Origin of the sequence: Streptomyces megasporus (genome assembly GCF_000718985.1) — a bacterium.
GTDB classification, from domain to species: domain Bacteria; phylum Actinomycetota; class Actinomycetes; order Streptomycetales; family Streptomycetaceae; genus Streptomyces; species Streptomyces megasporus.
Window position 1 is genome coordinate 70,030 of the sequence record NZ_JODL01000022.1, and the last position, 11,960, is coordinate 81,989.

Consider the following 11,960-nt stretch of genomic DNA (forward strand, 5'->3'; position numbering starts at 1 on the left):
CGGGCGTCGAACGGATTGCGCTGACCACGGCCCACACGGCGTCAGCGTTCCGGGCCGCCCAGGATGCCGCGGTCGTATCCCGCCGCGACGGCTGCCGCGCGGTCGTTGACGCCCAGTTTCGCGTACAGGTGGGTGAGGTGGGTCTTGACCGTCGCCTCGCTGATGAACAGCAGTCGGGCGATCTCGCGGTTGGGGGTGCCCTTGGCGACGAGGGCGAGGACCTCGCGTTCGCGGGCGCTGAGCGGCGCCCCGGTGCCGCCGGCGGGTGTGCGGACCCGGGAGACCAGGCGGGAGGCGACGGCCGGGGAGAGGACGGTGCGTCCCTCGGCCGCCGCGCGGACCGCCGTGAACAACTCCTCGCGCGGGGTGTCCTTGAGGAGGTAGCCGGTGGCGCCCGCCTCGATCGCGGGCAGCGTGTCGGAGTCCGTGTCGTACGTGGTGAGGACGAGGACCTTGCCGCGGACGCCTCGACGGGCGAGTTCGGCGATGGCCTCCACTCCCCCGCCGCCCGGCATCCGCAGGTCCATCAGGACGACGTCCGGATCGAGTCGGACGGCGAGGTCCACGGCCTCCACCCCGTCGGACGCCTCGCCGAGCACCTCGAACGCGGGGGACGTCTCGAACATGCCGCGCAGCCCGTCGCGGACGACGGGGTGGTCGTCGACGACGAGGAGGGTGATCGCCCGTCCGGTCCGCTCGCCTCTCTCGGTCCGCTCGGTTCTCTCGGTTCTCTCGGTTCTCTCGGTTCTCTCAGCCATGGCGCACCAACGGTACGCGGGCCGACACCGCCGTGCCCTGTCCGGGTTCGGACTCGATGTCGACGGTTCCCGCCAGGCGTTCGGCGCGGGCGCGCATGCCGTCGAGGCCGAAGCCGCCGGAGGCGGTGCGCGGCGGTGGGACGGTCGGGTCGAAGCCGCGGCCGTCGTCGCGCACGTCCAGGGTGACCTCGCCGTCCATGTAGGAGAGGGTGACGCCGACGCGGCCGGCTCGGGCGTGCCGGGCGGTGTTGCTCAGGGCTTCCTGGGCGATGCGCAGCAAGGTGGCCTCGATCTCGTCGTGCAGTGTCTCCGCCGTGCCGGTGACGGTGAACTCGGCCCGCAGGCCGGTCCGTTCGCCCCACTCGGAGACGGTCTTCGCCAGGGCCTCGGGCAGCGCGTCGTGCGCCAGGGCGGCGGGGCCCAGGTTCTGTACGGAGCGGCGGGCCTCGCCGAGGCTCCGGCGGGCCAACTCCTGTGCGCGGTCGAGGTGTGCGCGGGCGGACCGCGGGTCCTCGGCGGCGGTGACGGCCTGGAGTTGGGTGATGATCCCGGTCAGGCCCTGCGCGATGGTGTCGTGGATCTCGGCGGCGAGCCGGCGCCGTTCGTCGTTGATCCCGGCCTCCCGCGCCTGGAGCAGGAGTTGGGCCTGGAGGCCGGCGTTCTCGGCGAGGGCCTGCTCCAGGCGGGCGTTGGCGCGTTCCAGTTCGGCGATGGTGGCGGCCCTGGCCTCGGCCTCCGCCGCGTCCCTTCCGGCGAGGTGGTCGAAGACCAGGGCGAGCCCGGCGTGGAGCGCGTAGAGCACGCCGAAGGCCACCCACTGCGTCACCGATCCCGGTGGGAATCCGCCGGACTGCGAGGCCGCCATCGTCACGGCCGTCGCGAACAGCCCCGGCCGGACCCACCGCACGGGCAGCAGTTTCTGCGCGTCGAAGTAGCCGATCACCGCGTAGACCGCGAAGAACGGGTTGAGCCAGGAGAGGACGAACGCCAGCGCGGTCCGCACGGTGTAGTAGGCGCGCGCCGCCCGGTCCCGCTCCGGCCGGCCCGGGCGCGTCCGGCTCCACCACAGTTCCAGGGCGAGCGCGCACGCGGTCACCGCCCCGGCCGCGTACGTTCCGGCGGTCGACATCAACTGGCCCGCGGTGGCCGCGGTCATCACGGTGCCGAGGGCCAACAGGCCGTAGGGGCCCCAGCGGAAGAACTTCTCCCACCCTTCGGCGGGGCTCGGGGTCCGGGCCGGGCCAGGGGCCGGGACCGGGGGCTGCTCGGTCGTCATGGTCGACAGCATGCCGTGTGCCGCTTCCCCGTTCACTCCCTCGATCACTCCCATCTGAACCAGCGGATCGCGACGCAGGTCAGCAGGAGCGCCCACAGGCCGGTCAGCCCCAGGTGCGTCCAGGCCGGCCACTCGCCCGCCGCCGCCCGGTCCAGGGCCTGGGAAGCGGCTCCGAAGGGTGACAGTTCGACGATGCGGCGCAGCAGGTCGGGCATGGTCTGCACGGGGACCCAGACACCGGCGGTGAACATCGCAGGGAAGAAGACGATCGTGCCGATCGTCTGCGCGATCTTCACCGTGCGGGAGAGGGCGGAAACGGTCGCGCCGAGGGCGAGCCCGGCGAACGCGGTGAGGACCAGCGCGAGCAGGTATCCGAGGGGCTGCTCGGGGAGCGCGACACCGAAGGCGAGCCGGCCGACGGCGAGGGCGAGCACGACGGAGACCAGGACCGTCGCGCCGTGCAGGGCGAGCTGCGCCGTCAGCAGCGCCCGTGGGCGCACCGGTGTGGTGGACAGCCTGCGCAGGATGCCGCGTTCGCGGTAACCGGTGAGGGTGTTCGGCAGGACCTGCACGCCCGCCACGACCGTGGACAGCAGCACGGCGACGGGGACGTACAGGTCGATCACCCGCAGACCCCCGAGGTCCTCCGACGGCTCCCGGAAGGGCGGGACCAGGCCGAGCACGGTCAACAGGAGGGACGGGAAGGCGACGATCCAGAAGAGGGCGGCCGGTTCACGCAGGAAGAGTCTCGCCTCGGTCCTCAGAACGGCGGCGGACGCGCCGGGGGCGGCGGGGGCGGGGGCGGTCGTGTCGGCCATCTCAGGCCTCCTCCCGGTCGGTGGTCGCGGTGGTGGGTGCGGTGGCGGGTGTGGTGAGGTCGAGGAAGGCGTCGTCCAACGTGGCGTCCGTGACGCGGAGTTGGCCCGCGGTGACGCGGTGCCGGGCGAGCAGCGACAGCAGGGCGTTGACGGTCTCGTCGCTGCCGCCGAGGTGGACGCGGTCGCCCTTGCGCGTCACGGAGTTCACGTCGGGGAGCGCCGCGAGTTCGTGCTCGTCGAGGGGGCGCGAGGGGGTGAAGGAGACGATGGTCGAGGCGGCCGTGCGGCCGATGAGACCGGCCGGGGTGTCCAGCGCGGCGACGCGGCCCTTGTCGATGACCGCGACCCGATCGCAGAGGCGCTGGGCCTCCTCCATGAAGTGGGTGACGAGCAGGACGGTGACACCGGAGTCCCGTACGTCCTCGATCAACCGCCAGGTGTCGCGGCGGGCTCGCGGGTCGAGCCCGGTGGTGAGCTCGTCGAGCACGACGACCCGGGGGTCGCCGACGAGGGCGAGCGCGATGAACAGGCGCTGCTTCTGGCCACCGCTCAGTTTGGCGAAGCGGGTGTCGAGCCGCTCGACGAGCCCGAGCCGCTCGGCGAGCGGCCGCCAGTCGGCGGGGCGGGGGTGGAAGGCGCTGTACAGCTCCAGCGCCTCCCGGACGGTGATCTTCGCCTGGAGTTCGCTCTCCTGGAGTTGGGCCCCCAGGAGCAGGGTGACGCGGTCGTGGTCGGCGACGGGGTCGAGCCCGGCGACCCGGACGGTTCCGGCGTCGGGGCTCCGCAGGCCCTCGACACACTCGACGGTGGTGGTCTTGCCCGCGCCGTTGGGGCCGAGGATGCCGAAGATCTCGCCCTCCTCGACGGTGAAGGAGACTCCGTCGACGACCGTCCTGCCCCCGTAGGTCTTGGTCAGGCCGTTCACTTCGATGACTGGCATGCGTCGAGGATTCCGGAGGGCGGAGGCGCGGGACATCGGCCATCGCGCTCGAAGACGCATCGACCGATCGGTCGATGGCGGGGTACGACCGTCCGCCGGCCGCCGACGTCTTGCCCGGTGTCCCGCCCGGTGTCCGATGTGGGGGTTCGCGGCCGGGACCGCCCGGGACTACGGTGGGAGGAAGGTATGACCGCTGCCCCGAGGAAGGGGGCGACATGGCATCCCATACCGCATCCCACACCGCGTCCCACACCGTGGACGACACGGTCCTCGCCGGTTTCCGCGGCGGTTTGGCGGGCGATGTCATCACGCCCGGCGACCGGGACTACGACGAGGCCCGCACGCTCTTCAACGCGATGATCGACCGGCGTCCCGCCGTGGTCGCCCGGTGCGAGACGGCGCGGGACGTGGCCGAGGCGATCCGTTTCGGGCGGGAGAACGGCCTGGAGATCGCGGTCCGCGGCGGCGGGCACGGTGTGGCGGGCATGGCCCTGGTCGACGGCGGTCTCGTCGTGGATCTGCGACGGATGCACGCGGTCACGGTCGATCCCCGGGCCCGGACGGCGCGGGTGGGCGGCGGCGCGACCATGAGCCGGCTCGACCGGGCGACGGAGCCCTACGGTCTGGCGACGACCGGCGGCCGGGTGTCGACGACCGGGGTCGGCGGGTTCGTGCTCGGCGGCGGGGCGGGTTGGCTGGATCGCAAGTTCGGCCTGGCGAGCGACAACCTGCTGGAGGTCGAGTTGGTGACCGCGGACGGCGACACCGTCCGCGCGAGCGAGGACGAGAACCCGGAGCTGTTCTGGGCCCTCCACGGCGGCGGGGGCAACTTCGGCGTGGCCACCTCGTTCACGCTGAGGCTCCACCCGCTTCCGGTCGTGACCGCGGCCCTGCTGCTGTGGCCGCCCGAGGCGGGCCCCGACGTGGTGCGCGTCTACCGCGACTTCCTGGAGGCCGCCCCGGACGAGGTCGGCGGCGGGGTGATCCACATGACCGCGCCGCCCGAGGACTTCGTGCCCGGGGACATGGTCGGGAGGCTCGCCTGCGGGGTGCTGATCACCTATGCGGGAGAGACGCAGGAGATGCGCGACGTGGCCGAGCCCGTGCTCGGTCTGAGCCCCGACGCCGAGATGGCCACCGAGTGCTCCTACGCCGACCTGCAGTGCCTGTTCGACGACCCGCCCGGCTACCGGAACTACTGGTCCGCGGAGTACCTGGGCTCCTTCCCGGACCCGGCCGTGGACCGCTTCTGCGCCCGCGCCGCCGACCTGATCGTGCCCTCGCCGTCCCAGCACGTGCTGTTCCCCCAGGGCGGCGCGGTGGCTCGGGGGCCGGCGCACTACCCGATCCCGTGGCGCCGGGCGCCGTGGGTGGTCCACCCCTTCGGGCTGTGGGAGGACCCGGCCGACGACGAGCGCGGCAGGCGGTGGGTGCGCGACGCCCGCGCCGACGTCGAGCCGTGGTCCATCGGCGCCGTCTACCTCAACTTCATCGGCCGCGAGGGCGAGGACCGCCTCGTCGCCGGCTTCGGCCCCGACAACCACCGGCGGCTGGCGGAGGTGAAGGCCCGGTACGACCCCGAGAACGTCTTCCACTTCAACCACAACATCGAGCCGGCGTGACGGCGGGACCGGCACCGGGAGCACGCCCCCTCGGCCCGGTCGAAAAGGAGTGGACAGGTCACGTGCCAAGGGGCTGACATGGGGGAGCCCGCTTCGGGCACCCACCCGACGGAGGAGCCTCCCCATGCCCGACGCGCGGATGCACGCCGACGAGATCGAGATCGACGCCCCGCTCGTCCGCCGCTTGATCGCCACGCAGTTCCCCCGGTGGGCCGAGCTGCCCGTCGCCGAGGTCCGCTCCGCCGGCACCGACAACGCGATGTACCGCTTGGGGGACGACCTGGCCGTGCGCCTGCCGCGGCAGCCCGGCGCGGCCCACCAAGTGGAGAAGGAGCAGCGATGGCTGCCCCGGCTGGCCCCGCTGCTGCCGCTCGACGTGCCGGTGCCGCTGGGCAGGGGCGTCCCCGGTGAGGGATATCCCCTGCCCTGGTCGGTGTTCCGCTGGCTGGAGGGCGAGAACGTCTTCGACGAACCCCTCGCCGATCCACGCCACGCGGCCGTGGAGCTGGGGCGCTTCGTCACCGCCCTGCGGAGGGCCGACGCCGACGGCGCTCCGCCGTCCTTCCGGGGCGGGCCGTTGAGCTCGCGTGACGGCGATGTCCGTGCCGCGCTCGGCGAGTTGGCGGCGGACGGCACGGTGGACACGGAGGCCGCGGCCGAGGCGTGGGAGGCGGCTCTGCGGCTGCCGCGGTGGGAGGGACCGCCCGTGTGGGTCCACGGTGACCTGCTTCCGGGGAACCTGCTGGCCCGGCGGGGCCGGCTGAGCGCCGTCATCGACTTCGGGGGGACGGGGATCGGCGATCCCGCGTGCGACACGATGCCCGCCTGGACGCTGTTGACCGCCGAGACCCGGAAGGTGTTCCGCGAGGCGGCCGACGTCGACGACGCGACCTGGGGGCGAGGGCGGGGTTGGGCGCTGTGCTTCGGTCTCGTGGCCCTGCCCTACTACCGCGTCACCCATCCCGCGCTCGCCGCCGTCGCCCGGCGGGCGATCGAGGAGGTCCTCGCCGACCACCGGGGCGCCGCCTGACGCCGACCGCTCCCCCCGACCGCCCCGCCGCGCCCCATCCGGCGCGGCCACGGGGATCGCCGCCTCGGACCTGCCGCCTCGGATCAGATGAAAGTTACCTTTGAGAGGAATGCCCGCATTACCCCTCTCGGTTGATAGCTTTCTGCACATCCGCAGAGCGCGAGGAGGTCTCGGCATGACCGCGGAGAGCGGCAGCGGCCCCCGCCGGGGACCGGAGGACGCGGGAACGAGCCCCGGGGTGGGGGAGGTACTGGAGGCCGTCGACGCCGGGGCCTTCCTGGTGGACGTCCACGGTCGGATCGTCGCGGTCAGCTCGCGGGCCGAGGAGCTGCTCGTCCGACGCGCGGAGGACATGCTGGGCCGGGACGCCCACGATCTGCTGCACCGGCGGGAGGGCGGGATGACCGTGCAGCGTTCGGAGTGCCGGCTGGCACAGGCCCTCATGCGCGGCCGGACCGACCAGGGCGAACAGGAGTGGCTCGCCCGTGGGGACCGGACGCTGCTGCCGGTCTCCTGGTTGCTCACCCCGTACCGGATCGGCGGGCACGCCGCCGGAGCACTGCTGCTCTTCCACGAGTTCCGCGTCCCGGAGGACGAGGAGAGCGAGGAGCGGCGGTCCACGGGCCTCCTGGGCCTCGTCGAGCGGCTGGCCCTGCTCGCCGAGGCCACCACCACGCTCTCCACCACCCTGGAGGTGGAGACGATGCTGGACCGGTTGGCGTCCCTGACCGTGCCCCGACTGGCGGACTGGATGGTGGTGGACCTGCTCACCGAGACGGGCGAGCTGCGGCGCAGGAGGGTGTCCCACCGCGAGGGGGAGGAGTACACGCGCCGGGAGGACCTGGAGGGGCCGATGCCGGCGGTGCCCGAGAACTCTCCCATGCCGCTGACGCGCGTGCTGCGCGGCGCGCCCTCGACACTGATGGGGCCCGAGGACTACGCGGAGGCCGATTCGGGCGTCGCCGCCGTCCAGCGCGAGCTGTTCCGGGCGACGGGCATCCGCTCCGCGGCCGTCGTCCCTCTCAGGGCCCCACGGGGGGTGCTGGGCGCTCTCACCCTGGGCCGCGGCGGTCACCGGCAGCCCTTCGTCGTCTCCGAACTCGCGCTGGTCGACGACATCGCCCGCCGGGCGTCCCTCGCCATGGAGAACGCCCAGTTGTTCGAACGTCAGCGGGCGGTGGCCGAGACGATGCAGCGCCACCTGCTGCCCCAGTTGCCCGTGATCCGGGGATTGGAGCTGGCCGTGCGCTACCTGCCCGCCCCGCACGCCTCGCAGGTCGGCGGCGACTGGTACGACGTCTTCCGGTTGTCCGACGGGACGATCGCCCTGGCGGTCGGTGACGTGGTCGGCCACGATCTCGACGCCGCGGCCGGCATGGCGCAGGTCCGCAACATGCTCCGCGCGTTCGCCTGGGACCATCGGCAGCCGCCCAGCGCCGTCGTCAGCCGGCTCGACCAGGCGCTGGTCCCCCTCAGCGACGCGCCGATGGCCACCATGCTGTTCGCCCATCTCGAAAGAGTCGGGGAGCCGGCGGGCGGGACGTGGCGGGTGCGCGGCACCAACGCCGGTCACCTGCCGCCGCTCCTGGTCGGCCGGGACGGGCGGACCCGCTACGTCGACGAGGGGCACGGTCTCCTGCTCGGCACCGGCGTGGGGGCGGTCCGCACCGACGTCGTCGTGCCGCTGCCGCCGTTGACCACCATGGTGCTCTACACCGACGGATTGGTGGAGGAGCGGAGGCGTTCGCTGGACGAGGGGTTGGCCAAGCTCCGCCGGCATGCCGCCGCGCTCGCCACCCGCCCCCTCGACGTCTTCTGCGACCTGCTCCTGGAGCGCGTCCGGCCGGCGGACAACGACGACGACATCGCCCTGCTCGCCGTGCGGGTGCCCGCCCGCGGCGGCTGACCCGGCTCCGTCCTCCGAGCGTGGCGCCCGAGTGCGGCGGCGCTCCTCATCCCGGCCGCGGGCCGGAGCCGGCCGGCGAATCCCGTCGGGGCTCGGTCGTGAGCGCGGACGGATCGTCCAGGACGGACGGGAGCCGGGACAGCGCCGTCAGGAAGGGCCCGGTCCAGGCCGCTCGGCGGGCGCGGACGGCGCCGTCCTCCGGGTCCGAAGCGCACAGCATGACCGCCGTCATCCCGCAGGCGGCGGCACCCCGGAGTTCGTCGCCGCTCCCGTCGCCGACGTACAGGCACCGATCGGGGCGGACGCCGAGCCGGCGGGCCGCCGTGGCGAAGAGCTCGGGATCGGGTTTGCGCCGTCCCTCCAGGCAGGACAGCACGGCGGCGTCCACGCGGGACGCCACCGGCAGCGAGGACCAGCTCTCCGCCAACTCCACGGTGCAGTCGCTGAGCACGCCCACCCGCAGGCCGCGGTCCCGTACGCCGTCCAGCGTCGCGAGGGCGTCCTCGCGCGGGACGAACAGCTCCCGCTGGGCGGCGCGCCTGGCCTCGCACGCGGCGGTCAACGCGGCCTCGTCCGGCTCGGCTCCGCAGCGGCGTGCCAGCGTCCGCAGGGTCCGTCGCAGGTCGCCCAGGGCTCCGACGGCCCGTTCGGGGAAGGAGTCGTCGAGCGCCGCCCGCCATGCGCGGGGCGGTATCCCGAGCGGCGCCGCGCTGCGGGCGGCGTGCTCGTCCCACACCTCGGGGGGCGTTCTCGGGGTCAGCGTTCCGAAGAAGTCGAAGATCACGGCGGCGAAGGACATGCCGACCGCTTACCCGGACGAGACCCGACCACCCGGCCGGCACACGCGGGGCCGAGCCGGCCGCCGGGGCTCGCCGGCCGGCCTCCGGTACCCCGTTCGATCGGCCCTGTTCAGCCGGAGTGATCCAAGGGGTGCGCTCCCGGATTGATGATCTCGTCCAGCGCCTCGCGGACCGCCGCGAAGGCGACACGGTTGATGCCCGCCGTCGTCGCCTCGGTGCCGCTGCCCGTCTCGGCCCGCTCGCCGAATTCGGCCTCCCGCTCCGCGGCCCGGTCACGCGCGACCCGGATACGGCGGAGGAGTTCGTCTGCGTCCACGACATCAGTCATGGACGGAACATACCCGCGCACACTGCGCGGCAGCCGTACTCCGCGTGTTCGGTGCGCGTTCGGTCGCCCGAGCCCGGGTGGTCGTCGACGGAGTCCGGGGGGCGGTTCGCGGCGCCGATCCCCGTCGCACGGTGTCACCTCCCTCGGCGCGCGCCTGGCGCCCCGTCGGCGCCGTTCCGCGCGGTGTTCCCGTCCACCGGGCTCGGGGCCGTCCCCTCCAAGGCACCGGCCGCGTCCGGTCGTCGGGCGGCCGGTTAGGGTGCGGCAATGCCCGTCACCGTCTCCGACCTGTCCGCCTTGGGGGAGCTTCCGCTGCTCCACCGCGCCGAACCCGACGGCACCGGCACCTGGCCCATGCTGCTGTGGGTTCCGGGCGGGGGCCGGCGCATGATCTCCAGCGCGCTGCTGGGCGGCGGCGTCGGAGAGCGCCGGTGGGTCCTCAACGCACAGGTGCCGCCCGGCTACCGACGGTTGGACCCCGCGGCGCACCTGTCCCGACTGGCGGCGGACGCCGGGATGTCGGGACCGGGCGTGGGGTTGATGACGGCCGCGTCCGTCGGCGACCGCTGTTGGGCCGCGGACGAGGGGGTGGAGGCCCTGGTGACCGCCGGGATCGGGGTGCGCGGTTGGGCGGCCGATCCGACGCCCGGCCGCCCCGGTCCGGCCCCCGCGGGGACGATCAACATCGTGGTGTCCGTGCCGGTTCCGCTCTCCGACGCGGCGCTGGTCAACGCCGTCGCCACCGCGACCGAGGCCAAGGTGCAGGCTCTGCGGGACGCCGGCGTGGACGCCTCCGGCACCCCGACCGACGCCGTGTGCGTCGCCGCCCCACGACCGGAGGAGGGCCGGGCGGCGGAGCCGTTCGCCGGTCCCCGCTCGACGTGGGGCGCCCGGATCGCCCGCGCGGTGCACCGGAGCACCCGCCGGGCGTGCGAGCGCGCGGTCCGCCACGCGGACTGAGGGGCGCCTGAAGCCGCCGCCCCTCCCCCACGCACCCCACGCGGAACGGCGGAACAGGGGAGCCTCGGCACCCCGAGTATCGGGGATCACACCGAAATCGGACGGTGCGGCCGGAATGTCCCGGAAGGGATGGTGGTTGTACCCACCGTGGATGTCGGTGGTGGGACAGTGTCCCCGGGCCTCACCCATTGCCTGCGAGGACGATCGTTCGGCTGAAGCCTCGCAGAGCCACTCGCCGCGTAGGCGACCGCCATCACCGGCATCCACACCCCACAGACGGCGCCGGCCAGGCCTCCCCCCGACCTGGTCGGCGCCTTTTCATGCCCGCTTCCCCGTGCCCGGCGCGTCCGGCGCGCGCGACGGCGAACGCGGCACCCCTCGGCGCGGCGCCCCCGGCACCACACTCTCGATTCCGCTCGGGCGAACTCGACGCGGAGGCTCATACCCCCGCCCCGTATCCACGGATCGTCGGTCACTGCTTGCCAAAGATACGGGGAGGGGGTATACATGAGCGCGTCAACGGATACCCCCACTGGGTATCCATGAGTCCGCCTCTTTCGGAGAAGTCATGAGCTCGGAACCCCTGCCCCTGGAAACCTCGTCCTGCTGCTCTTCCGACGGCGGCTGCCGCTCGTCCGACACCTCGCGGGCCACGGCCGAGCCGGGCACCGGTCGCACCACGGTCTACGCGGTCACCGGCATGAGCTGCGGTCACTGCGCCGCCACGATCACCGAGGCCGTGGGCGGACTCGACGGTGTCCTGTCCGTCGAGGTGGACGTCGCCGCCGGCCGGGTCACCGTCACCACCGACGGCGCACCCGACGACGCCGCGCTGGCCAAGGCGGTCGACGAGGCGGGCTACGAGCTCACCGGCCGAGCCGCCTGACCCTCCCTCCGCTTTCCTCCCTCCCCGGTACCGGGCCCGCACACCGGCGGGCCCGGCCCCTTCCCCCTCCCCTCGCCCCTTCCATCGAGGAGCAGCGATGACCACCCACGTCGACGAAAGCGTCGAGGTCGAACTCGCCATCGGCGGCATGACCTGCGCCTCGTGCGCCGCCCGCGTCGAGAAGAAGCTCAACCGGATGGACGGCGTGACCGCCACCGTCAACTACGCCACGGAGAAGGCCCGCGTCACCCACCACCCGGACATCGGCGTGGAGGACCTGATCGCCACCGTCGAGGCGACCGGCTACACCGCCACCCCGCCCGCCCCCGAACCCACCGGTACCACCACCGACACCGGCGGGGGGACGGCGGGGACGGACGGCGACGACGAACTCCGACCGCTGCGGCAGCGGCTGGTCACCGCGGTGGCGCTGGCCGTGCCCGTGATCGCGATGGCCATGGTCCCGGCCTGGCAGTTCACCTACTGGCAGTGGCTGTCCCTGACGCTGGCCGCCCCGGTCGTCACCTACGCCGCCTGGCCCTTCCACAAGGCGGCCCTCACCAACCTCCGGCACGGCTCCGCCACCATGGACACCCTGGTCTCGCTGGGGACGCTCGCCGCCTTCGGCTGGTCGCT

General features: G+C 73.7%; 12 protein-coding genes. 6 read left to right on the forward strand and 6 right to left on the reverse strand.

All coding sequences use genetic code 11. From position 1 onward, the window contains the following. Positions 1–41 precede the first annotated feature (41 nt). From IF47_RS0118855 to IF47_RS0118870, 4 genes are read right to left on the reverse strand one after another with little or no spacing between them, the layout of a single operon-like run. Complete coding sequence (locus IF47_RS0118855) at positions 42–758, reverse strand: response regulator (RefSeq protein WP_078591957.1); 717 nt, start codon at positions 756–758, stop codon at positions 42–44. Beyond that, the gene (locus IF47_RS0118860) at positions 751–2,034 is read right to left on the reverse strand and encodes a sensor histidine kinase (RefSeq protein ID WP_031510027.1); all 1,284 of its coding nucleotides are present in this window, start codon (positions 2,032–2,034) and stop codon (positions 751–753) included. The genes IF47_RS0118855 and IF47_RS0118860 overlap by 8 nt, the downstream gene beginning before the upstream one ends. A gap of 44 nt (positions 2,035–2,078) precedes the next feature. Continuing rightward, complete coding sequence (locus IF47_RS0118865) at positions 2,079–2,852, reverse strand: ABC transporter permease (protein ID WP_031510028.1); 774 nt, start codon at positions 2,850–2,852, stop codon at positions 2,079–2,081. Position 2,853: 1 nt separating this feature from the next. Continuing rightward, positions 2,854–3,792 carry an ABC transporter ATP-binding protein gene (locus IF47_RS0118870; RefSeq protein ID WP_031510029.1) on the reverse strand — a complete coding sequence of 313 codons (939 nt, stop codon included), beginning with the start codon at positions 3,790–3,792 and terminating at the stop codon, positions 2,854–2,856. Positions 3,793–4,007: 215 nt separating this feature from the next. Between IF47_RS0118870 and IF47_RS0118875 the strand changes: the two genes are divergently transcribed. The 3 genes from IF47_RS0118875 (at position 4,008) to IF47_RS0118885 (ending at position 8,350) form a co-directional block, all read left to right on the forward strand. After that, positions 4,008–5,414 carry an FAD-binding oxidoreductase gene (locus tag IF47_RS0118875; RefSeq protein ID WP_051717870.1) on the forward strand — a complete coding sequence of 469 codons (1,407 nt, stop codon included), beginning with the start codon at positions 4,008–4,010 and terminating at the stop codon, positions 5,412–5,414. Positions 5,415–5,538: 124 nt separating this feature from the next. After that, entirely contained in the window at positions 5,539–6,444 is a 906-nt protein-coding gene (locus tag IF47_RS0118880; RefSeq protein ID WP_031510031.1) for an aminoglycoside phosphotransferase family protein, read from the forward strand. Positions 6,445–6,619: 175 nt separating this feature from the next. Beyond that, on the forward strand, positions 6,620–8,350 hold the full coding sequence (locus IF47_RS0118885; protein WP_031510032.1) for a SpoIIE family protein phosphatase: 1,731 nt from the start codon (positions 6,620–6,622) through the stop codon (positions 8,348–8,350). 46 nt (positions 8,351–8,396) lie between these two features. Here the strand turns inward: IF47_RS0118885 and IF47_RS0118890 are convergent, their stop codons facing one another. Both IF47_RS0118890 and IF47_RS0118895 read right to left on the reverse strand, forming a co-directional pair. After that, positions 8,397–9,149, reverse strand: coding sequence for an HAD family hydrolase (locus tag IF47_RS0118890; protein WP_051717871.1), 753 nt, complete (start codon positions 9,147–9,149; stop codon positions 8,397–8,399). A 110-nt stretch (positions 9,150–9,259) separates the two neighbouring features. Further along, a complete protein-coding gene (locus IF47_RS0118895; RefSeq protein ID WP_031510034.1) occupies positions 9,260–9,478 on the reverse strand; it encodes a hypothetical protein in 219 nt (72 codons plus the stop codon). A gap of 354 nt (positions 9,479–9,832) precedes the next feature. Here IF47_RS0118895 and IF47_RS0118900 point away from each other — a divergent pair, with 354 nt between their 5' ends. The 3 genes from IF47_RS0118900 to IF47_RS0118910 all read left to right on the forward strand — a co-directional run. Then, positions 9,833–10,438 (forward strand): adenosylcobinamide amidohydrolase, encoded by a 606-nt coding sequence (locus IF47_RS0118900; protein WP_031510035.1) that lies wholly within the window; start codon positions 9,833–9,835, stop codon positions 10,436–10,438. A gap of 568 nt (positions 10,439–11,006) precedes the next feature. Next, positions 11,007–11,324: a heavy-metal-associated domain-containing protein gene (locus IF47_RS0118905; RefSeq protein WP_031510036.1), complete on the forward strand. Its 318-nt coding sequence runs from the start codon at positions 11,007–11,009 to the stop codon at positions 11,322–11,324. A gap of 97 nt (positions 11,325–11,421) precedes the next feature. Continuing rightward, positions 11,422–11,960: cation transporter (locus IF47_RS0118910; protein WP_031510037.1), on the forward strand; the 539-nt coding region annotated here is incomplete at its 3' end.